We start from the raw sequence: 21,613 nt of genomic DNA, 5'->3' as shown, positions 1-21,613 counted from the left end.
GAGCGGCGGAAGTTCAGTACCTCTTGAGCTCGATGTCGGTTGCGAACTTGTCGGTCATCTTCTGCATCAGACCGAGGAGCAGGGAGTTCTTGAACATCCAGTTGCGCATCCGGATCCGCGACGGCGACCCGGGGGCGAGGAAGGGGCCGGCGTTGCCGTTCTTCGCGATCCTGGCGTACGGGCGGAAGATCCGCTCGTACGCGGCGAAGGCCGCACGGTGATCGCCGCCCGCCGCCGCCAGCTCGCCGGCCAGCACGTACGCGCCCACCACGGCCAGCCCCGTGCCGAAGCCCGCCAGCGTGTTGCCGTAGGCCGCGTCGCCGAGGAGCACCACCCGCCCCTGGCTGTAGCGGTCGACGCGCACCTGGCTGAGCGAGTCCAGGTACACGCTGTCCGCGCGGCGCACCGCCGCCAGCACCTCCGGCGTCCGCCACCCCATGCCGGTGTAGGCCCGCGCCAGGAGGTCCTTCTGCTGGCCGGCGTCGTAACGGTCGTAGTCGAGGGGCCCGGAGGCGAAGACGAAGAACGCCGGCGCCTTCGGCCCGCCGACCGCCACCATGCGGCCGGGCTCGTTGTACATCTGCCCGGTCGGGCCGAAGTCCTGGTCGAGATCCACGAGGGCGTAGTAGTGGCCGAGGAAGCGCACGTGCTCGGGCTCCGGGCCGAAGGCGAGGCGGCGGACGTTGGAGTGGATGCCGTCCGCGCCCACCACCAGGTCGAACGTGCGGGGCGCGGACCGTTCGAAGGTCACGTGCACGCCGTCCCCGGTCTCGGTCAGCGAGGTGATCGAGTCGCCGAAGACGTACTCGCAGGCGGGGGCGGTGCGTTCGTGGAGCAGGCGGGCCAGGTCGCCGCGCTTGATCTCCAGGTCGCCGCCGGTGAACTCGCCGGGCATGATCGCCAGGGTGCGGCCCTGGGCGTCCACGAGGTGCTGGTCGGCGCCGCCGGTCTGGAGCTCGCGGACGTCGTCCAGGAGGCCCATCCGCTCCAGCACCGTGCGGTGGGTCGCGCCCTTGAAGTCCACGGCCTGCCCGCCGGGGCGCAGGGCCGGGGCCTTCTCGACGACGGTGACGGCGCAGCCGGCGCGGACGAGCCAGTGGGCGAGGGCGGGGCCGGCGATGCTCGCGCCGGAGATGAGGATGTTCGCGTTCTTCATGTCAGGCAGCCTCGCGTCCGGCGCTGACAGCCCGGCGACCACCGGCTGACAGGTCCCGCCGCCCCTGTCAGCGGCGCGCCGGGCCGGTCAGGGGGTCTGCGTCAGGACGCGGACGGCCTCGGGGCGGTCCATGGCGGCGCCCCTGGCGTAGGCGGCGGCGAAGGCGTCCGGGCCGAGGACGGCGGTCGCGGCGGCGGCGGTGGCGGCCACGTCCGGGTCGCCCGCGACGGCCGTGCCCCGGAGCGCGGCGCCGATCCCGAGCAGCGCCGCCCGCCCGGCCGCTCCGGCGGCGTCCGGGGCGTCCGGGACGGCCGGGGCGTCGGGAGCGTCCGGGGCGTCGGGGGCCGCCGGGGCGTCGGGGGCGGCCCGGGTGGCCGTCAGGGCGGCGCCGGCCAGGCCCTCGGCGACGGCCGCGAGGTCGTCGTTGATCGGGAACGTCAGGACGGCGGCCAGCGCCTCCCCGTGCCGCCGGGCCGCCTCCGCCGTGTCGCCCCTGGCCTCGGCGAGCCGCCCGAGGGCCGTCAGCACCCGTGACCTGGTGCCGGCCGCGGTGAAGCCCGCCGCCGGCCCCGAGGCGAGCTCCAGTGCCGCCGCCAGCCGTCCGGCCGCCTCCTCCAGCCCGCCCTCCCCGGGACGGACCCGGGCGATCTCGGCGAGCCGCAGGTGGACCGTCACCAGCAGCCCCGGCCGCCCGGCCAGCCGGGCCAGCTCGGCCGCCCGCTCGCAGTCGGCCGCCGCCCCCCGCAGGTCGCCGGCCCGCCAGCGGGCCTCGGCGCGGCGGCCGAGCACGTCCACCAGCTCCTCGGACGCGCCCAGCTCCTCCAGCATCCCGAGCGTGTCGTGCCAGAGCCGCATGGCCCGCGCCCAGTCGCCGCGCCGGCTGGTGATCAGCGCCAGCGAGTCGAGCGCCTGCGCCTTGCCCCACCGCTCGCCCAGGGCGTCGAACGCGGCCAGCACGCCCTCCAGCTCCCGCTCGGCGGCCCCCACCCGGCCCCGCATCAGCGCGAGCAGCGCCTGGCTGAGCCGGCCGAGCGCCTGGCTCCACGGATCCGGCGGCAGGACGGCGCCGATGCCGTCGCCCTCCTCCGGCGGCCCGGCGATCATGCCCCACAGCGCGGGCCCGAACCGGCAGCGCATCGGCCGGCCCAGCGAGCCGAAGGCCGCGCGGGCCCGCGCCCAGTGCGGCGACCCGGCCTCGGGGACGGCGTGCAGCACCGTCAGCACGTACTCCTCCGCCAGCCCCTCGGGCGGCTCCGCGCCGATCGCGTCGAGCAGGCGGGCGGCGGGCGCGATGGCCTGGCCGCGCCGGCCGCTCAGCCACCAGTACATGGTCAGCGCGGCCACCAGCCGCATCGCCGCCGGCCGGTCGTGCTCGACGCTCCAGCGCAGCGCCGCCCGCAGGTTCGCGTCGTCGGCCGACAACCGGGCCAGCCAGCCGAGCTGCTCGGCCCGGTAGAGGTGGTCGTCGGCGGCCCTGGCCAGCTCCAGGAACCAGGCGGCGTGCGCCCGGCGCAGCCGTTCCTCCTCGCCCGCCTCCGCCAGCCGTTCCGCGCAGAACAGCCGGATCGTCTCCAGCATGTGGTAGCGCTCGCCGTCGGTCTCCACCAGCGACTTGTCCACCAGGCCGGCCAGCGGCCCGGCGGCGTCCGCGCCGCAGACCGCCTCCACGGCCTCCAGCCGCGCCCCGCCCGCGAACACCGCGAACCGCCGGGCCAGCTCCTGCTCCGCCGGCTCCAGCAGGCTCCAGCTCCACTCGACCACGCCGCGCAGCGTGCGGTGGCGGGCGGCGGCGGTGCGGTCGCCGCGCGACAGCAGCGTGAAGCGGCCGTGCTCGGCCAGCCGGGCGGCCAGCTCGGCGACGCCGAACGTGCGCACCCGGGCCGCCGCCAGCTCGATGGCGAGCGGCAGGCCGTCGAGCGCGGCGCAGATCCGGCGGACGGCGTCGAGGGCGTCCGGGGTGAGCGTGAAGCCCTGGCGCACGGCCGCCGCCCGCTCGGCGAACAGCCGGACGGCGGGCTCCTCGGGCAGCGGGGCGAGGGGGATGAGGTGCTCGCCGGTGATGTTCAGCGGCTCCCTGCCGGTGGCCAGGACGCTCAGCCCGGGGCAGGCGGTGAGCAGGCGGCGGGCGAGCGCGGCGGCCTCGGCGACCACGTGCTCGCAGTTGTCGAGGACGAGGGTCAGCTCCTGCTCGGCCAGGGCGGCGACGACGCGCTCGGTGGCCTCGTCCGCCGCGCTCGCCGGCGGCCCGGGGGAGCCGGGCGCGGCCCCGAGCGAGCCCGGCGTAGCCCCGAGGGAGCCCGGCGCGGCCCCGGGGGCGCGGAGCGCCGGCTCGCGCAGCCCGAGCGCCCCGAGCACCGCCACGGCCACCTGCCCGCCGCCCGGCAGGCCGGCCTGTCCACCGCCCGGCCGTCCTTGGGTGGCCTCGACGAGCGAGAGGTCCACGAAGCACACCTCGCGCCGCGGCGGGAAGGCGCGGGTGGCCTCGACGGCGAGGCGGGTCTTGCCGGTGCCGCCCGGCCCGACGATCGTCACCAGCCGGGCGTCCTCCAGGGACCGGAGCCGCGCCAGCTCCTCCTCCCGCCCCACGAAGCCGGTGAGCTGCCGTGGCGGCGCGGCCCTGGTCACCGCGGCCCGCGGGGCCGCCTCGCCGCGCAGGATCTCCAGGTGCAGGGCCGCCAGCTCGGCCGACGGGTCCGCGCCCAGCTCGTCGGCGAGCAGCCGCCGCGTGTCCTCGTACACGGCCAGGGCCTCGGCCTGGCGTCCGGCGGCGTGCAGGGCGCGCATGAGCAGCCCGCGCGCCCGCTCCCGCAGCGGGTGCGCGGCCACCAGCTCCTGCAACGCGCCTACCGGGCTCGCCTCGGGCAGCGCCAGCTCGGCCGCCAGCAGGTCCTCCCTGGCCGACAGGCGCAGCTCCTCCAGCCGCCGCGCCTGCGGCCCGGCGAACGGCGCGTCGGAGACGTCCGCGAGCGCCGGCCCGCGCCACAGCTCCAGGGCGTCGCCGAGGACGGCCGCCGCCCCCGCGCAGAGGCCGCTGGCGAGCAGCCTCCGCCCCTCGCGGGCGAGGCGTTCGAAGCGGTGGCAGTCGACGTCCTCGCGTTCGGCCGCCAGCCGGTAGCCGGCGCCGTGCAGCTCGACCAGCCCCCCGGGCAGGGCCCGGCGCAGGCGGGAGACCTGGGCCTGGACGGCGTTGGCGGCCCCGGCGGGCGGGTCGTCGCCGTACTGGCCGTCGATGAGGCGGTCGAGGCTGACCGTGCGCCCGGCGTCGAGGAGCAGCAGGGCGAGCAGGGCGCGCGGGCGCGGGCCGCCGATCGGGATCTCCCGGCCGTCGGGCGTGCGGACCAGGAGCGGCCCCAGGATGCCGAACTGCACGCGCCGATTGTCCCAGATGTCCGGTGACCAGCGGGAACGGAATTATCGGTAACACGTACCGATGCACATACGTATTTCCCGCCCGCCACGGAGCGCTTAGCGTACGGCGGCGACAAGGCGAAACGGCCCGCTCGCTTTCCCGACACCCCCCATCACCCCCCAGTTTCCCCGCCGTGCACGCGCCGCCCGGGCGACCCCGGACGCCGCGCCGGCCGCCGCGCGCTCACCGGCGCCGCCGACCCGGGGGAACGCCGAAAGGAGCAACACAGCCGTGAGAAGCAAAGCCTTACTGGCGGCGGTGGCCGGCCTGGCCACGGCCGCCACGGTGGCACTGGTGCCGCCGCCCGCGTACGCCGCCCCGCCCGGGGCCACCCGAGCCGGGAACACCGCCCGAGCCGCCGGGAGCACCGCCCAGGCCGACCCCGCCTCCCGCGCCGCCGCGGTCGCCGACCAGGCCGTCGCGAGCCAGCTCGACGAGCTGACCAGGGGCCCGGACGAGGCCTACAGCCGCGTCTCGGTCACCCCCGGCGCGAGCGACATGTTCTACGTGGCCTACGAGCGCACGTACAAGGGCCTGCCCGTGGTCGGCGGCGACGCCGTCGTGGTCACCGACGCGGCCGGGCACGTCAGGGACACGGTCGCGGCGTCCGGGCCGAGCCCGCGCGACGTCCCGGTCAAGGCCGTGATCGGCGCCGCCCGCGCCACCGAGGTCGCGCGGGCCGAGCTGTCGCGGGTGGACGACACGGGCGAGCCGCGGCTGGTCGTGCTGGCCTGGGGCGAGCGGCCCCGCCTGGCCTGGGAGGCCGTGGTCAGCGGCATCGCCGACGGCAGGCCGAGCATCCAGCACGTGTTCGTGGACGCCCGCTCCGGCAAGATCGCCGACTCCTACGACCTGGTCCGCGCAGGCACCGGCAACGGCTTCTACTACGGCCAGGTCACCATCCAGACCAGCGGCTCGGGCAGCTCGTACGCGATGACCGACGGCACCAGGCCCGGCCTCCAGTGCGGCGGCCAGGGCGGCAGCGCCTACACCGGCACCGACGACTCCTGGGGCAACGGCTCCGGCACCAACCTGGAGACCGCCTGCGTGGACGCCCTGTACGGCGTGCAGCGCGAATGGGACATGCTGCGCGACTGGCTGGGCCGCAACGGCATCAACGGCAGCGGCCGCGGCTTCCCCGCCCGCGTCGGCCTCAACGACGTCAACGCCTACTGGAACGGCAGCTACACGAACTTCGGCCACAACCAGGCGGGCACCCAGCAGGCGACCCCCATCGACGTCGTCGCGCACGAGTTCGGCCACGCCATCTTCCAGACCACCCCGGGCGGCGCCGGCTCCGGCAACGAGAACGGCGGCATCAACGAGGGCACCGGCGACATCTTCGGCGCGCTCACCGAGGCGTACGCCAACCACGCCCAGGACCCGCCCGACTACCTGGTCGGCGAGGAGGTCGACCTGGTCGGCCAGGGCCCGATCCGCAACATGTACAACCCGTCCGCGCTCGGCGACCCCAACTGCTACTCCTCCTCCATCCCGAGCACCGAGGTGCACGCCGCGGCCGGCCCCCTCAACCACTGGTTCTACCTGCTGGCCGAGGGCAGCAACCCCGGCGGCGGCAAGCCGTCCAGCCCGATCTGCTCCGGCGGGCCATCTTCCGTGACCGGCGTCGGCATCCAGAAGGCCGGAAAGATCTACCTGGGCGCGCTCAGCCGCAAGACCTCGACGTGGCGCTACACCAACGTCCGCGCCGCCTCCGTCGCCGCCGCCATCGAGCTGTACGGCGCGAACAGCGCCGAGTGCAACACCACCAAGGCCGCCTGGAGCGCGGTCAGCGTGGCCGCCGCCTCCGGCGAGCCCGCCTGCGGCAGCACTCCGACCAACGACTTCTCGCTGTCGCTGACCCCGTCGTCCGGCACCGTCTCGCCCGGCCAGCAGGCCACGGTCTCGGTCGGCACCCAGACCACCTCGGGCAGCGCGCAGACCGTCAACCTCACCGCCTCCGGCCTGCCCAGCGGCACCACGGCGAGCTTCAGCCCGGCGTCCGTCACCTCGGGCGGCTCCTCGACGCTGACGCTGTCGGCCGGCTCCGCCACGGCGCAGGGCACGTACCCGATCACCGTGACCGGGACGGGCAGCGTCACCCACACCGCCACCTACACGCTCACCGTCGGGCAGGGCCCCGGCGGCGGCGACCCGCCCGACGTGAGCCTCGCCAACGTCAAGACGCACCTGGCGCAGCTCCAGTCGATCGCGACCGCCAACGGCGGCACCCGCCGCTCCACCACCAACGGCTACCTGCAGTCCGTCACCTACCTGGAGGACAAGCTGCGCGCGGCCGGCTACACCGTCGTTCGGCAGAGCTGCACGACGACGTACTGCACGAGCGGCGCGGGCCCGAACCTGATCGCCGACTGGCCGGGCGGCGACGAGAACCAGGTCATCATGTCCGGCGCGCACCTCGACAGCGTCTCGGCCGGCCCCGGCATCAACGACAACGGCTCCGGCTCGGCCAACCTCCTCGAAGCCGCGCTCACCCTCGCCCGGCAGAACCCGTCGCTGGCCAAGCACGTGCGCTTCGGCTGGTGGACGGACGAGGAGCAGGGGCTCAACGGCTCGGAGTTCTACGTCGCCTCGCTGAGCGCCACCGACCGCGCGAAGATCAAGGTCTACTACAACTACGACATGACCGGCTCGCCGAACGGCGGCTACTTCATCAACAACATCACCACCACCGGGGCCGCGTACCTGAAGGAGTTCTACGACCGGCTGAGCCTCCAGCCCGAGGAGAACACCGAGGGCGCCAACCGCTCCGACGACGCCTCCTTCCGCAACGCCGGCATCGCCAGCTCCGGCGTCGCGGCCGGCGCCAGCGCGACCAAGACCTCCGCGCAGGCCGCCAAGTGGGGCGGCACGGCGGGGCGGGCCTACGACTCCTGCTACCACTCCTCGTGCGACACCACGTCCAACATCAACGACACGATCCTGGACCGGGCGGCGGACGCGGCGATGTACGCGATCTGGAAGCAGGCCGTCGGCACCGGCAACCCGCCCACCCGTGACTTCTCCGTCTCGGCCAGCCCGGCCTCCGGCACCGTCCAGGCCGGCTCGGCGGCCACCGCCACCATCGCCACCAGCACCACGGCGGGCACCGCCCAGACCGTGAACCTGTCCGCCACCGGCCTGCCCACCGGCGCCTCGGCCGCCTTCAACCCGGCCTCGGTGACCTCCGGCGGCTCCTCCACGATGACGCTCAGCACCGCGCCCACCACGCCCGCCGGCACCTACACCGTCACGGTCACCGGCACCGGCGAGACGGGCACCAGGACGGCGACGTACACGCTGACCGTCCAGGGCACCTCCGGCGGCCGGACCCTCACCAACGACACCGACTATCCCATCCAGGACTACGCCAACACCCAGAGCTCGATCGCCTCGACGCTGACCGGCACGGCCACCACGCCGGTCCGGGTGTCGATCACGATCAGCCACACCTGCGCCGAGGACCTCGACATCTGGCTCCGCGGCCCGAACGGCACCTGGTACGTCGTGGACGCCTACGGCGGCACCACCTGCACCCAGTACGGCACCAGGACGTTCTCCGTCCCGGTCAGCCAGCAGGCGGCCGGCACCTGGGTGCTCGACATCGAGGACGTCTACGCCGGCGACACCGGCTACCTCGACTCCTGGTCCATCACCCTCTGAACCCCGGCCTCCCCGGAACGCGCGGACGCCCTGCCGCCGATGACCGTCAGGGCGTCCCGCCGTCACGGAGCCCCGGCCGCCTGTCCGGCCGGGGCTCCCTGATGTCCGCGCGGGTGCGCACGCCGAGCTTGCGCAGCACCTGGGCGACGTGCGTGTCCACCGTGCGGCGCGACAGGAACAGCACCTCGGCGATCTCCCGGTTCGTGCGGCCCAGGGCGACCAGGCGGGCCACCTCGCTCTCGCGCGGCGTCAGCACGCCGCCGCCGCTCCGCCTGGCCCGCCTGGACGGGGCGCCCGCGAGGGGGCCGAGGTCGCGCAGGAAACGGCGGCAGCGGGCGGCGTCGTGGGTGGCGCCGAGGGCCGCGTACCGCTCGGCGGCGTCGGCCGCCAGGTCGGCGGCGGCCGCCCGGTCGCCCAGCGCGAGCAGCGCGCCCGCCTGCGACTCCGCCGCGCGGGCGGCGCCGTACGGGCGGGGCATGGCCTCGTACGCCTCCCGCGCCCGCCCGTACCACCGCACCGCCTCCCCGTACGCCCCCCGCCCTTCCCCGGGACTCGGGGGGTCGCCGGCGGCGCGGGCGAGGGCGGCGCGGGCGGCGTGGAGGCCGGCGTGGGCCGACGGGGCGTCGCGGCCCTCGATGCCCGCCGCGAACTCGGCGACCAGCCGTTCCGCGGCGGCCCGGTCCCCGGCCCCGAGCAGGGCGACGACGGCGGCGGGGACGAGCTGGTCGCCCCACACCCACACGCCCTTGCGGCGCAGCCGGTCGAGCCCGAGCCCGGCCTCGCGCAGCGCCGCGTCCGGCTCGCCCATGGCGAGGTGCAGCTCGATCAGGGCGGCCGAGCCGGCCATGGCGACCGGCAGGAAGCCGGAGTCGACGTCCCGGACGCCGGCCGCCTCCAGGTGCTCGCCGGCCTCGGCCCATTCGCCCCGCGCGAGGGCCAGGACGCCGAGCGCCAGCCGGGCCTCGACGGCGAGCAGCGGCGCCTCGAAGGTCATCTCCACGGCCGCCAGCGCCCGCTCGCGCAGCCCGTTCCAGCGGCCGGTGAGCAGGTCGAGCCGGATCGACGACATCTCGACCAGGAACGCCGGGTACAGCGCCCCGGTCTCCTCGGCGATGCGGCGGCTCTGCGCGGCGAAGCGTTCGGCGGCGGCGTAGTGGCCGAGGGCGAGCGCGGCGTCGTACAGGTTGGAGTAGCCGCGCGCCACCTGCCGCCGCACGGCCGCGGAGGGCCCGTCCACGGGCATGGTGGTGACCTGCGCGAAGGCGTCGGGGGCGCCGGTGAGCATGGCGAGGGTGACCTTGTTGGCGAGCACGGCGGCGGTCAGCTCGGGGTCGTGCCCCTCGACCAGCAGTTTCTCCGCCTGGGCCATCCACTCCTCGTGCGCGGACAGCGGCTCGGCGCCCCAGGCGGGCATCGCCAGCAGGGCCAGCCCGCGGGCGGCGAGGCTCGGGCTGTCGCGGAGGTCGGGGAGCGCGGCCAGGATCTCCTGGCGGCCCGCGGCGACCGCGCCCGCCTGGTTGGACAGCAGCACGCCGAGGTTGAGCCGGGCCTCGCCGCGTACCCGCGGGGACAGGAAGTCGTCCGAGAGCAGGTGGCGCAGGATGCGGACGACGCGGCGGTGGGACAGGCCGATCGCGGCGAGCCGGCTGAGCCGCAACGCCAGCGGGCCGCGCGCCTCGCGCGGCAGCTTGGGGTCGGCGAGCAGCCCTTCCAGCACCTCGACGGCCAGCGGGATGTCGCCGAGCGCGGCGGCGTGGTCGGCGGCGGCGACGCCGTGCCGCCGCCAGGCGGCGAGGTCGCCGGCGCGGCGGGCGTGGTGGGCGAGCTGGACGAGCGGGGGCAGGTCGAGGGCGGCGAGCGCGGTCATGGCCCGCTGGTGGACCAGGCGGCGGTCGGGGCCGGGGATGGTGTCGTAGACGGCCTGCTGGGCGAGGGCGTGGCGGAAGGCGTACTGGCCGTCGGGCTGCTCCAGGAGCACGCCGGCCTGCAGCGCCTCGCACAACCCGCCGCCGCCGGGCCCGGCGGCGGCGACCGCGGTGATCAGGGGCTCGTCGGCGGGGACGCCGAGCACGGCGGCGGCGCGCACGGCGCGCAGCGCGGCCGGCGACAGCCCGGCGAGCTGCTCGGCCATCGCCTCGCGCAGCAGCAGCGGCACCGCCATCCGCTCCAGCGCCTCGGGCCCGGGTAATCGGCCCTCGTCGTCGACCAGGGAGCGCACCACCTCCTCGATCACGAACGGCACGCCGGCGGTCCGCTCGTGCAGCCGGGCGGCCAGCTCGCGCCCGGCCGGCCCCTGCCCGACGAGCGCCCCGGCGAGCCTGCGCACGTCCTCCACGCCGAGCGGGGCGAGCGAGATCACCTCGCTGCGCACCCCGGGCGGCCGGCGGTAGGCGTGCCCGAACGGCAGCTCGGGCACCGGCAGGTCCTCGCGGCGGAAGGTGACCACCAGCGCCAGCCCGTCGGGCGGCTGCCCGATGAGGAAGCGCAGCAGGTCGCGGGTGCCGTCGTCGGCCCAGTGCAGGTCCTCGATGACGAGCACGACCGGCCCGGCGGCGGCCAGCAGGGCGTGCACGGCGCGGAAGAGCCGGTGGCGCTCGGCCCGCGGGTCGTCGGGCGGGGGCGACGGGACGGGCGGCAGGCGGTCGGCCAGCTCGGGCAGGTGCCCGCGCAGCGCCCCGGTGACCGGGCTGAGCCGGTCGCCGCCGGGCAGGGCGGGGGCGAGGTGCCGGAGGGCGTCGAGCACCGGCCCGTACGGGAACGGCTCGCGGATCTGGTGACAGTGGCCGGGCAGCACGAGCCGGTCGACCCGCTCGACCGCGGCCCGGACCAGCCGGGTCTTGCCGATGCCCGCCTCGCCCTGCACCTGGATGACAGCGGGTGGGGCGGTGAGCGCGCCGGTGAGCGTCCGCAGTGGGGCGTCGCGCCCGACCAGCGCAGGAGTAGCCAGACGTGTCATCGGGATCTCCGTAACAGTGCAGGTTTACTCCCCCTGTCGGAATACCGTTATCCACTACCGTTCAGGCCGGGTCAACCCGCGTCGTGCTGGGTCCTGCGGATCTCCAGGGTCACGCCGGCGCGGGCGCGGGTGTCGAAGTAGCAGAACCCGGAGCCGTCCGCGCGCCGGCCGCGGGCGAGGACGTCCACGCCGAGCGTCCGCGCCCGCTCCTCGGCGGCGCCGAGGTCGGGCGACTCGAAGCCCAGGTGGTAGACGCCCTCGCCGCACTCCTCCAGGAAGCGCCGCTGCGGGGAGTCCAGCCCGGCGGGCGGCTGGCAGAGCTGGAGCTGCACGTTGTCGAGGTCGGCGCACTTGTAGCGCATGGCGGCCGAGGCCACCGGGTTCGGCACCTCGTACGTCTCGTACGGCCCGCCCTTCGGGTAGTCGTACCAGGGGCCGACGCCGAGGCTCTCGTAGTACGCCACGGCCTGGTCCAGGTCCGCGACGACGACGCACACGTGGTGCAGGCTCCTGAAGAGCGAAATCACAAGTTCTCCCTGTCTGGACGTGATGCCGGGAATGGCTGTATACAGATTGGTGCACGGTAACACATACAAAAATGTTCCCCCTGGAGCCTCCATGTACTACTTCGGCTACTGCACCTACCTGCTGGAGTCCGAGCTGCGGAAATACCTGCCCGAGGCGGTCGCGGTGACCAAGGCGACGGCGGTCAACCGGCAGATCCAGTTCCGCGCGGCGGGCGACCGCACCGACCGCGGGTGGTGCCACCTGGCCGACACCGGCACGTACGGCAAGGCCGCCCAGGGCATCGTCTTCGAGGTCGACGACGCGCACCTGAAGGACGAGTTCGACGACTTCGACATCGTCTTCCTGACCGTCCGGGGCGAGGACGGCAACCACTACGACTGCTTCACCTACGTGCTGTCGCAGCCCGGCATCCGCATGCGCCCGCCGCGCTTCTACTGGGAGCGCGTGCCCGCCGGCCTCGCCGAGCAGAACTTCCCCGCCGACTACCGGGCCGAGGTCCAGCAGACCTTCGACGACGCCGCCGAGTGCCCCGACTTCGACCGTCCCGTGCCCGCCGGCAAGCCGGGCCGCTCCGCCGACTCCCGCTAGCCGCGGCCGCCCCCCGACACCGACAGGGAGATTCGCATGTCAGGAAGGCTGTTCTTCCCGGCCGTGGCGACCGCCGTCGCGGTGCTGCTGGCCGCCTGCTCAGGAGGCGGCGGCGGGAGCGCCACGGCCACGGCGTCCGGCGGCGCGGTGCAGACCGTCCAGCAGGGCGTCCTGATGATCGGCTCGCAGCAGTCGTACATCCCCGGCGAGTTCCGCGCCGAGGGCTCGCAGGACCTCCAGGGCTTCGGCGTCGAGATCGTGGCCGAGATCGCCCGCCGGCTCGGCCTGAAGACCCAGTGGGTGCAGACCGACTACTCGGCCATCATCACCGGCCTGCAGGCCGGGCAGTTCGACATGGGCTCGGGCGGCATGAGCCCCAACCCCGAACGCCTCCAGCAGGTGGACATGATCGGCTACTACCGGTCGGGCGCCACGTTCCTGGTCCGCAAGGCCGACGCCGGCAAGTACCCCGACGCCAAGGCCGTCTGCGGCCACAAGCTCGGCATGCTGGAGGGCTCGACCACCCTGGAGAAGGCCGTGGAGCAGGCCAACGCCTCCTGCTCCGGCGGCCCGATCCAGGTCGAGCACTACACCTCGACGCCGCTCGGCCTCCAAGGGCTGCTGTCGGAGCGCATCGAGGCGTACACGCCGGACCTGGCGCAGGCGCAGTACATCGTCAAGCAGAACCCTGACCAGTTCGCCACCACGGACTACCACCTGGTCGACTACCTGATCAACTTCACGTTCGGCAAGGGCGGCGACCCGGGGCTGCGCGACGCCGTCTACGACACGCTGGCGGCGATGATGCGGGACGGCGCCTACGACAAGATCCTCGCCAAGTGGAACCTGAACGTCGGCGGGCTGGAGAAGCCGGCCTACAACGGACAGCTCGATGGCAAGCCCTGACAGCCCGGTCTACTTCCCGGTGCGGCGGCCCAGGCCCTGGGGGCAGATCCTCCAGGCCTGCGCCGTCGTCGCGGCCGTCCCGCTGATCGTCTGGCCGTTCCTGCGCTCGGGCGTGTTCGACCTGGCCACGGTCGGGCGCTACCTGATCGGGCCGCAGATCCTCCAGGCGGTCTGGGGGACGCTCTCCCTCGCCACGCTCAGCACGGCCCTCGCCATCGTGCTCGGCACCGGCGTCGCGCTGCTGCGCATCAGCGACAACGCGGTGCTGAGGTGGGCGGCGGCCGCGTTCGTGTTCGTCTTCCGCGGCACGCCGATGCTGGTGCAGCTGCTCATCTGGTTCTACGCGGTGCCGCGGGTGATCGGGCGGGTCAGCCTGTCGGTCCCGTTCACCGACGTCGTGCTCGTGCAGGACCAGCCGGCCAGCCAGTTCTTCACGCCGTTCATGGCGGGGCTGTTCGCGCTGACGCTGGCCGAGAGCGCGTACATGGCGGAGGTCATCCGCAGCGGCATCCAGGGCGTGGACCAGGGCCAGCGCGACGCGGCCCGGGCGCTCGGCGTGCCCGGCGGGAAGATCACCCGGCAGATCGTGCTGGCCCAGGCCTTCCGGATCGTCATGCCGGCGGTCGGCAACCAGTACATCCTGATGATCAAGAACACGTCGCTGGCGTACGCCATCGGCTACTCGGAGATCCTGCTGTCGGTCAGCCGCGTCTACTACACCAACTTCAAGTATCTCGAACTGCTGCTCGTCGCCGCCTTCTGGTACCTGCTGCTGACCGCGCTGATCACGGTCGGGCAGCACGTCCTCGAGCGCAAGTTCCCTGCGAGGTGAGCGTGATGGAACGAGCGGTCAAGATGCGCTCCCGGCACGTGTTCAAGTCCTTCGGGGCCACGCCGGTGCTGAGGGACGTCTCGGCCGAGGTGCGCGACGGCGAGATCGTCGCGCTGATCGGCCCGTCCGGGGCGGGCAAGTCCACCTTCCTGCGCTGCGTCAACAACCTGGAGGTCATCGACTCCGGCCGGATCGAGGTGGACGGCGAGCTGGTCGGCTACCGCGAGGCCGGCGGCTTCCTGGAGCCGTTGCCCGAGCGCGAGGCCAGCCGGCAGCGGGCCCGCATCGGCATGGTCTTCCAGCACTTCAACCTGTTCCGGCACATGACCGCGCTGCAGAACGTCGCCTACGGCCCCCGCCAGGTCCTCGGCACGCCGAAGGCCGAGGCCGCCCGGCAGGCCGCCGAGCTGCTGGAGCGCATGGGCCTCGCCGGACGCGAGCACCACTACCCGCGCCAGCTCTCCGGCGGCCAGCAGCAGCGCGTCGCGATCGCCCGCGCCCTCGCCATGGACCCGAGCATGATCCTGCTCGACGAGCCGACCAGCGCCCTCGACCCCGAGCTGCGCGTGGAGGTGGCCGGGGTGATCAGGGACCTGGCCGGCCAGCGGTGCACGATGCTCATGGCCACGCACGACATCCCGCTCGTCGAGGACATCGCCGACCGCGTCGTCTTCATGGTGGACGGCGGCGTCGTCGAGCAGGGACCCGCCGAGCGGGTGCTCACGTCGCCGGAGCACGAGCGGACCAGGGCGTTCCTCGCGCGGATGTCCAGCAGGAGCGCCCCGGCGTGATCCGCGGCACGGCGCGCGACCACGCGCTCTACGCGGCCATGACGTCGATCTGGGGGGCGAGCTTCTTCTTCACCGCGCTCGCCCTGCGCTCCTTCAACCCGTACATGGTGGTGCTGGTGCGGATGGCGGTCGCGGCGGCGGTGCTCGGCGTCGTGGTGCGGGCGCGCGGGCTGTCCGTGCCGCGCGAGCGGCGGACGCTCGGGCACCTGCTGGTGCTCGGCGCGGGCAACATGGCGCTGCCGTTCACGCTGCTCACGCTGGCGCAGGAGCACGTCACCTCGTCCACGGCCGTGGTGCTGTCGGCCACGACGCCGGTGTTCGTGTTCCTCATCGCGAGCCTCGGGCTGCGGGCCGAGCGGTTCACCGTGGGGCGGCTGGCCGGGATCGGCACGGCGTTCGCCGGCATGGTGCTGCTGGCCGGCGGCGGGGTCGAGCTGTGGGGCTGGCCGCTGGCGGTGGTGGCGAGCTCGGCGCTGTTCGCGTCGGGGAACGTCTACACCCGCCGCCGGCTGCCGCACCTGGACCCGGCGGTGATCGCCTTCGGCCAGATCGCCGCCGCCGTCCTCTGCCTGCTGCCGGTCACCGCCCTCACCGGACACCTGGAGGTGGGGGAGGTGCGGCCGGTGCCGGCGCTGGCGCTGCTGGAGCTGGGACTGCTCGCCTCGGCGGCCGCCTACCTGCTGTACTTCCGGTTCATCCTGCGCTGGGGGTCCACCGCGGCCTCGGTCAACACCTACCTGCAGCCGTTCGTCGGGCTGCTGCTCGGCGGGCTGGTGCTGGACGAGGCCATGAGCGGGCGGCAGTGGGCGGCGCTCGGCGTGATCCTCGCCGGGCTGCTGGTCTTCGGGGCGGCCCGGCTCAGCCCAGGCCGAGCGCGGCGCGGATGATCCGTGTGGTGTTGCCGACGTGCTCGCGGGCGATGCGGGCGGCGCTCTCGCCGTCCTTGGCGGCGATGGCGGCGGCCAGCTCGCGGTGCTGGGCGTTGACGATGTCGTCGTCGGCCGGGGTGAAGACGACCGGCTGGTTGAAGTTCCAGTAGTTGACCTTGGTGCGCCGGTAGAACTGGGCGATCAGCGCGTTGCCCGCGCCCTCGGTGATGATCTCGTGGAACTCGTTGTTCAGCTCGTTGAGCTTGGGGCGGGGGAGGCCGGGCACCTCCATCTGCTCGATCAGCTCCTCCAGCCGGGCCAGCCTCTCGCCGTCGAGCCGCCCGGCCGCCAGGTACGCCGCGTGCGCCTCCACCCCGGCCCGCGCCTCGATGATCTCCAGGATCTCCTCGGGGGCGTGGTCGCGCACGAACCACCCCTTGCGCTGGACGACCAGGCCCTCCTGGCGCAGCCGCAGCAGCGCCTCGCGCACCGGGGTGCGGCTCACCTGGAGCCAGTCGGCGAGCTCCTCCTCCACCAGCCGGTGGTTGGGGCGGAACTCCGCCGCCAGGATGGCCTCGCGCAACCGCTCGTGCACGACGTCCGCCATGAACTCCGCGGTGCGGCGGCCCTTACGCTCCGGCATTCCGGCCATGGTGCTCCTCGTCGTCAGCCCTTGTATACAGAAGTGTACACAGGGCTGGGAGGCGGTGCCGCCGGGTCGCGGGCGGGAGCGCGTGTCCGTCCGCGACCCGGCGGCCCCGTCAGGAGCAGGCCGGGTTCTGCGGCGTGCTCGCCGGGCCGTTGGCGGTGAAGCCGATCGCCACCGACGCCCCGGGGGCCAGGCTCCTCGCGTAGTCCGGTCCCTTCGCGGTCCACGTCGTGCCGGACTGCGTCACGACCGCGTTCCAGCCGTTCACCAGCGTCACGCCGGACGGGAACGTCCAGGTGGCGCTCCAGTTGCTGATCGCCGAGGACCCGGTGTTCTTCACCGTCACCTCGCCCTGGAAGCCGCCCTGCCACGCGTTCACCTGCCGGTAGGCGACCGTGCACTGGCCGGGCGGGGTGACCGTCATCGTGCTGGTGGGCGTCGGGCCGCTGCCGCCGACCGGCGGGATCAGGTACGGCTGCAGGATGTCCTGCTTGGCCTGGTTGACCGTGGTCCAGTCGTCGTTGAGTATGCCGCCCGTGTCACCCGAGTTCGGGTTCCACGACCAGTACGTGAACGACATCCCGTTGACCCCGGTGCCGGTGTACTTCATCAGCTCCTGGAGCCAGATCTTGTCCACGTTCGAGGCCAGCGTGGTGCCGAACTCGCCCATCATGATCGGGGCGATGTTCTGCTTGTAGAGGTAGCCCCAGTACTTGTCCCAGATCGCCGGCATGTTGGCCGGGTAGGTCGGGTCGTCGAACCAGGTCTGGTGGTAGACCGACGTGGCGTACTCGTGGGGGGAGTAGACCAGGCGGTTGGCCACGTTGAGCCGCACCGGGTACTGGCCCGCCTTCGACAGGTTGCCGCCCCACCAGCCGCAGTCCTCGTCGTTGCTCGGGTCGCCGTCCCACACGTTGGGCTGGCCGCCGCTCGGGCAGCTCACGCCCTCGACGAAGATCAGCCAGTTGGGGTTGACCGACAGGACCGCGTTCCCCGCCCGCTCGGCGGCGAGCCGCCAGTCGCGCGCCTGGTCGCCGCAGCCCCAGCAGGAGCCGGTGGCGTTCGGGTTGGTGCCCTCCGCGTGCGGCTCGTTGTGCAGGTCCGCGCCGATGACCGTCGGGTTGTTCGCGTAGTGCTGGGCGAGCGCCTTCCAGTCGTTGATCCAGGTGCTCTCGGGGGTGGCGGAGACGTACCAGAGGGCCGACTGGCCGGCGGCGGTCGGGCGGTGGCGGTCGAGGATGATCCGCATGCCCTTCGTGCCCGCGTAGTCCACGATCTTGTCCAGGATCTGCAGCGGCGACAGGCCGATGAGGTCCGGGTTGACGTAGTCGTTGATGCCGGTGGCCGTCGCGCCCGGCTTGAGCGCGTCGTTCGAGTACGGCACGCGCAGCGTGTTGTAGCCGAGCCGGGCCATCAGGTCGAGCTGGCTCTTCCACGGGTTGCTGGACCACAGGCCGTGGAAGGTCTTGTTGTCGGTCTCCATGCCGAACCAGTTGATGCCGGTCAGCCGGACGGTCGCGCCCGTGCTGTCGACGATCTTGTTGCCGTTCGTGTGGAGGTAGCCGGTGCCCGTGCCGGCGGCCGCACCCGCCGGGGCCGCCGTGGTCAGCGCGACCGTCACGGCCGCGCCCGCGACGAGCGCGGCCAGGGCGGACGTCACCGCCTTGGACAAGTGCATGGGGGTGCCCTTTCGAGGAGGGAGAACGCGGCGCCATGCTCGCCAGCGCCTCGCGGGCCGTCAATGCGGGCGGTGCTTCCAGGGGCTCTGACCTGCGGGAACGCGTGAAACTTTCAGCCCGCCCGAGACGCCGCCCGAGACGCCGCCCGAGGTGCTGTCGCGCGGCGCACCCAGGCGGCGATCCAGATCGTGCCGAGCGCGGCGTACAGGGTCAGCAGCACCACCGGCGGCAGTCCCGACACCGCCCCCACGACGGCCGCCACCGCCAGCAGCCCGGCCCACAGGTACAGGGTGGCGCGGCCGTTCGGCGAGCCGGTGTGCGCGGCCTCCTGCACCGGCGTGACCAGGGCCATGACCGTCGCGCCCGTGACGGCGAGCGCGGGCGAGCCGAGCGCCGCGCCGAGCGCGAGCACCGCCACCCCGGCGGCGAGCAACGCGCAGCAGGCCACCGCGATCCGCGCCTCGGCCCCCTCGAACAGCAGCCGGGTGGCCCTGGCGCGGGCCAGCCGCAGCACCGTCACCGCCTCCCCGACCCAGGCCAGCCAGTGCAGCAGCGCGATCAGCGCGAACACCGCGATCAGCGGCGGGGCCACGGGCAGCAGGAACAGCAGCCGCCAGCCGCCCCGGTAGCCCTGCCGCAGCCGCGACAGGCGGCGCTGGAGCGGGTTGCGCTGCTTCAGCGCCGCCACCAGCAGCTCCCTCGCCGGGTCGAAGCCGGGGTCGAGGCGCAGCACCTCGCGGAAGTGCTCGGCCGCCGCCCTCGGCTCGCCGGCCGCGAGCGCCGCCCGGCCGCTCGCCAGGTGCGCGTTCGCGCTCTCCGGGTCGAGCCGGAGCGCGTACCCGGCCGCCTGCCTGGCCAGCCCGGTCTCGCCGAGCCCGGTGTGCGCCGTCGAGGCCAGCGCGGCCAGGTCGGCGTTCTCCGGATCGACGGCCAGCCCGCCGCGCGCCGCCTCCGCCATCGGGCGCCAGCGGGCCGCCCCCGCGTGGGCGCGGGCCAGCAGCTCCCACCCCGCGCTCTCCTCGGGCGCGTGCGCGAGCGCCGCCTCCGCCGCCCGCACCGCCTCGTCCGGCCGGCCCGAACGGAGGTGCACCTGGCCCGCGACGTAGTGCGGGTACCAGTGCTCCGGGGCCAGCCGGACCGCCTCGCGCGCCTCCTCGGCGGCCTCCTCCGCCCTGCCCTGGCTGATCAGGGCGAGGGCCAGCAGGCAGTGCGCCATCTCCTGCTCGGGCTCGGTGGCCAGCACGCCGCGCAGCTCCCGTTCGGCGTCCGCCGGGCGGGACAGCCGCAGCAGCGTCCGCGCCCGTTCCAGCGACTCGCCGGTCCTCACCACTTGCCCTTGACCCAGGGCATGAGGTCGTCCCACGCGCCGGACTCGTTGGCGTGCAGGACGTAGTTGCGCGCCGTGGCCATCCACTCCCGCACGGCGGTGGGACGGGCGGCCTTGGCGGCGGCCAGCAGGTCCATGGTCGTCAGCGGCACCGGGCGGCCGGCCTTGATCGACTCGTGCAGCTTGGCCTCCACCGCCCGGTCCACGACGCCCTTGAGGTCCGCGCCCACCATGTGCTCGGTGGCCCGCGCCACCGCGTCGAAGTCCATCTCGGCCAGCGGCTTGTCGCGGCACAGGATGCGCAGGATGGCGGCGCGGGCGGCCAGGTCGGGCGGCGGCACGAACACGAGCTGGTCGAACCGGCCGGGGCGGCGGAAGGCCACGTCGATGTACCAGGGAGCGTTCGTGGCGGCCAGGACGAGCACGCCCTCGTTGGCGTCCTGGTCCACGCCGTCCAGCTCGGCCAGGAACTGGTTGACGATCTGCCGGTTGTGCGTGTGGCGGGCGTCGGAGCGGCGGGCGGCCAGGGCGTCCACCTCGTCGAAGAACAACACGCACGGGCGGTTGCGGCGGGCCAGGTCGAACGTGGCGCGCAGGTTGCGCTCGCTGGAACCGATGTACATGTCCAGAATGTCGGCCAGGCCGACGCTGACGAACGCCGCGCCCAGCTCGCCGGCCGCCGCCCTGGCCAGGTGCGTCTTGCCCGCGCCCGGCGGGCCGTACAGCAGGACGCCGCCGCCGGCGCGCTTGCCGAAGGCGGCGAACAGCTCGGGCTGCTGGAGGGGGAGGAGGAGCTTGACGCGCAGGGACTCCTTGACGGCGTCCATGCCGGCGACGTCGGCGAACGTCGTCCGCGCCCGCTCCACCTCCGCCCCGTCAGCGGGTCCGGGGGCGGGGGCCGGCCCGGCGGCGGGGGCAGGCGCGGTGGGCGGGGCGGCGGCGGGGACGGGGGACGGCGGGCCGGCGGCGGGGAGGGTGAGGGCGCCGGCGATGTCCGGGTCGGCCACCGACGGGTCGCGGGAGACGGCCTCGTAGTAGCGGTAGGCGGCCCGCCCGAAGTCGCCCTCGCCGAGCAGCGCCCGCGCCGCGAGCACGCCCATGCGCGGCGGGTAGCCGGGCGCCGCCAGGAACGGCTCCAGCGCCGTGAGCGCCTCGCCGTACGCGCTCTGCCGGACGAACGCCTCCGCCAGCCCCGCCGTCACGTCCGGGTCGCGGGGCGCGAGCACGAGGGCGGCGCGCAGCTCCGCCTCGGCCTCGGCGAGATACCCCTTGGCGAGCAGTTGCTCGCCGAGGTGCCGCCGCAGCGGGAGGTTGTCCGGGGACAGGCGCGCCGCCTCCCGGAGCGCCTGGAGGCCGGCGTCGTCGAGCACGAGCCCGGTCCCTTCTGTCGCATTCGTACGGGACTACGCAGGCTATCGAAACGCCGGGCGGGGTAGTGCTGGGTGGAGTGCAACCCTCGTGACAGCGCCCGTGCCCCGGCCCCGGCCGCCCGGTTGGATCGAGGACATGACGATCACCTCTGTCCCCGGCCGCTGGGTCGAGGGAACCGGCCTCGTGCTCGGGCCGCTGCTCCTGCTCGCTGGGGTGCTGGTCCGCGCCGGCGCGGACGACTTCTTCCCCGGCCAGCTCGCCGCCTACGCCGCCGCCCCGGGGCGGATGGCGCTGTCCTACGCCCTGTACGCGGCCGGCGCGGTGCTCCTGTGGCCGGCGGTGACCGGCCTGGCCCGGCTGATCGCCGCCCGGCGTCCCGGCTGGGCCGCGTGGGGCGGCACGCTGGCGGTGCTGGGCCTGTTCGGCCGGGTCTTCCACGCCGGCGTGAGCCACCTGGCCTTCCAGCTCGTGGACGTCCTCGGCCTGCCGGCCGCGCAGCGCGCGGTCGCCGCGTCCTACGGCGCCTTCCACGTGTTCAAGGCGACCGACGTGTGCATCATGGGCGGCTGGGTGGTGCTGGCGATCGGCGCGCACCTCGCCCGGGCGTTCGGCCCTGGGCCGCTCGGCGTGGCGCGGTGCGTGGCGCTCGGCCTGGCCGCCGCCCTGCCGCTCGGCGTGCTGAAGGGCAGCAGCGACCCGGTCGCGCTGGTGGCGCTGGCCGGGCTCGCCGCCGCCCTGGTGCCGCTGGGCGTCGCGGTGCTGCGCGCCGGCCCGGCCCCCCGCTGGTGGGCGGTGGCGCTCACGGCGGCGTTCGTGCCGGTCGCGTTCGCCCTCGGCCTGGCCGGTTGAGCGGGGACGGGCGGGCAGCGGGGGGTGGAAGCGCACAGCG

General features: G+C 74.6%; 15 protein-coding genes. 7 read left to right on the top strand and 8 right to left on the bottom strand.

Translation table 11 applies throughout. The annotated features are described in order from the left end of the window. Positions 1-13 precede the first annotated feature (13 nt). Positions 14-1,156, bottom strand: a complete 1,143-nt coding sequence (locus MF672_RS08555) for an FAD-dependent monooxygenase (protein WP_242382669.1) — start codon at positions 1,154-1,156, stop codon at positions 14-16. 87 nt (positions 1,157-1,243) lie between these two features. Then, complete coding sequence (locus tag MF672_RS08550; protein ID WP_247815204.1) at positions 1,244-4,525, bottom strand: AfsR/SARP family transcriptional regulator; 3,282 nt, start codon at positions 4,523-4,525, stop codon at positions 1,244-1,246. A 271-nt stretch (positions 4,526-4,796) separates the two neighbouring features. Here MF672_RS08550 and MF672_RS08545 point away from each other — a divergent pair, with 271 nt between their 5' ends. Next, positions 4,797-8,228, top strand: coding sequence for a M28 family peptidase (locus MF672_RS08545; RefSeq protein ID WP_242383757.1), 3,432 nt, complete (start codon positions 4,797-4,799; stop codon positions 8,226-8,228). A 46-nt stretch (positions 8,229-8,274) separates the two neighbouring features. On the opposite strand, the gene MF672_RS08540 is transcribed toward MF672_RS08545, so the two are convergent. Together MF672_RS08540 and MF672_RS08535 are read right to left on the bottom strand one after the other, a co-directional pair. Next, a complete protein-coding gene (locus MF672_RS08540) occupies positions 8,275-11,184 on the bottom strand; it encodes an ATP-binding protein (RefSeq protein WP_247815203.1) in 2,910 nt (969 codons plus the stop codon). 71 nt (positions 11,185-11,255) lie between these two features. Further along, positions 11,256-11,711, bottom strand: a complete 456-nt coding sequence (locus MF672_RS08535; protein ID WP_242375506.1) for a VOC family protein — start codon at positions 11,709-11,711, stop codon at positions 11,256-11,258. Positions 11,712-11,802: 91 nt separating this feature from the next. On the opposite strand from MF672_RS08535, the gene MF672_RS08530 reads away from it, so the two are divergent. From MF672_RS08530 to MF672_RS08510, 5 genes are read left to right on the top strand one after another with little or no spacing between them, the layout of a single operon-like run. Further along, positions 11,803-12,300 carry a gamma-glutamylcyclotransferase family protein gene (locus MF672_RS08530; protein ID WP_242375505.1) on the top strand — a complete coding sequence of 166 codons (498 nt, stop codon included), beginning with the start codon at positions 11,803-11,805 and terminating at the stop codon, positions 12,298-12,300. Between the two features lie 36 nt (positions 12,301-12,336). Beyond that, positions 12,337-13,206 carry a transporter substrate-binding domain-containing protein gene (locus MF672_RS08525; protein ID WP_242375504.1) on the top strand — a complete coding sequence of 290 codons (870 nt, stop codon included), beginning with the start codon at positions 12,337-12,339 and terminating at the stop codon, positions 13,204-13,206. Then, the gene (locus MF672_RS08520) at positions 13,193-14,038 is read left to right on the top strand and encodes an amino acid ABC transporter permease (RefSeq protein ID WP_242375503.1); all 846 of its coding nucleotides are present in this window, start codon (positions 13,193-13,195) and stop codon (positions 14,036-14,038) included. Before MF672_RS08525 ends, MF672_RS08520 begins: the two co-directional genes overlap by 14 nt. Positions 14,039-14,043: 5 nt before the next feature. Continuing rightward, a complete protein-coding gene (locus MF672_RS08515) occupies positions 14,044-14,829 on the top strand; it encodes an amino acid ABC transporter ATP-binding protein (protein ID WP_242375502.1) in 786 nt (261 codons plus the stop codon). Next, positions 14,826-15,716, top strand: a complete 891-nt coding sequence (locus MF672_RS08510; RefSeq protein WP_242375501.1) for a DMT family transporter — start codon at positions 14,826-14,828, stop codon at positions 15,714-15,716. The genes MF672_RS08515 and MF672_RS08510 overlap by 4 nt, the downstream gene beginning before the upstream one ends. On the opposite strand, the gene MF672_RS08505 is transcribed toward MF672_RS08510, so the two are convergent. From MF672_RS08505 to MF672_RS08490, 4 genes are all read right to left on the bottom strand, one after another. Continuing rightward, complete coding sequence (locus MF672_RS08505; protein ID WP_242375500.1) at positions 15,688-16,341, bottom strand: GntR family transcriptional regulator; 654 nt, start codon at positions 16,339-16,341, stop codon at positions 15,688-15,690. The genes MF672_RS08510 and MF672_RS08505 overlap by 29 nt on opposite strands. 118 nt (positions 16,342-16,459) lie before the next feature. Next, the gene (locus tag MF672_RS08500; protein WP_242375499.1) at positions 16,460-18,025 is read right to left on the bottom strand and encodes a cellulase family glycosylhydrolase; all 1,566 of its coding nucleotides are present in this window, start codon (positions 18,023-18,025) and stop codon (positions 16,460-16,462) included. A gap of 113 nt (positions 18,026-18,138) precedes the next feature. Next, entirely contained in the window at positions 18,139-19,353 is a 1,215-nt protein-coding gene (locus MF672_RS08495) for a tetratricopeptide repeat protein (RefSeq protein WP_242375498.1), read from the bottom strand. Then, positions 19,350-20,723 (bottom strand): ATP-binding protein, encoded by a 1,374-nt coding sequence (locus MF672_RS08490; protein ID WP_242375497.1) that lies wholly within the window; start codon positions 20,721-20,723, stop codon positions 19,350-19,352. The genes MF672_RS08495 and MF672_RS08490 overlap by 4 nt, the downstream gene beginning before the upstream one ends. 136 nt (positions 20,724-20,859) lie before the next feature. Here MF672_RS08490 and MF672_RS08485 point away from each other — a divergent pair, with 136 nt between their 5' ends. Next, positions 20,860-21,573, top strand: a complete 714-nt coding sequence (locus MF672_RS08485) for a hypothetical protein (RefSeq protein ID WP_242375496.1) — start codon at positions 20,860-20,862, stop codon at positions 21,571-21,573. The last annotated feature ends 40 nt before the right edge of the window (positions 21,574-21,613 follow it).

It is taken from the genome of Actinomadura luzonensis (assembly GCF_022664455.2).
Taxonomy (GTDB): Bacteria; Actinomycetota; Actinomycetes; order Streptosporangiales; family Streptosporangiaceae; genus Nonomuraea; species Nonomuraea luzonensis.
The sequence above is the reverse complement of the archived record's forward strand: the minus strand, read 5'-3'. Positions and strand labels throughout refer to the sequence as shown.

Coding starts and splice junctions, on each gene's coding strand:
- MF672_RS08555 (WP_242382669.1), bottom strand. CDS start 1,156: ATGAAGAACGCGAACATCCTCATCTCCGGCGCGAGCATCGCCGGCCCC.
- MF672_RS08540 (WP_247815203.1), bottom strand. CDS start 11,184: ATGACACGTCTGGCTACTCCTGCGCTGGTCGGGCGCGACGCCCCACTG.
- MF672_RS08530 (WP_242375505.1), top strand. CDS start 11,803: ATGTACTACTTCGGCTACTGCACCTACCTGCTGGAGTCCGAGCTGCGG.
- MF672_RS08525 (WP_242375504.1), top strand. CDS start 12,337: ATGTCAGGAAGGCTGTTCTTCCCGGCCGTGGCGACCGCCGTCGCGGTG.
- MF672_RS08520 (WP_242375503.1), top strand. CDS start 13,193: ATGGCAAGCCCTGACAGCCCGGTCTACTTCCCGGTGCGGCGGCCCAGG.
- MF672_RS08515 (WP_242375502.1), top strand. CDS start 14,044: ATGGAACGAGCGGTCAAGATGCGCTCCCGGCACGTGTTCAAGTCCTTC.
- MF672_RS08505 (WP_242375500.1), bottom strand. CDS start 16,341: ATGCCGGAGCGTAAGGGCCGCCGCACCGCGGAGTTCATGGCGGACGTC.
- MF672_RS08500 (WP_242375499.1), bottom strand. CDS start 18,025: ATGCACTTGTCCAAGGCGGTGACGTCCGCCCTGGCCGCGCTCGTCGCG.
- MF672_RS08485 (WP_242375496.1), top strand. CDS start 20,860: ATGACGATCACCTCTGTCCCCGGCCGCTGGGTCGAGGGAACCGGCCTC.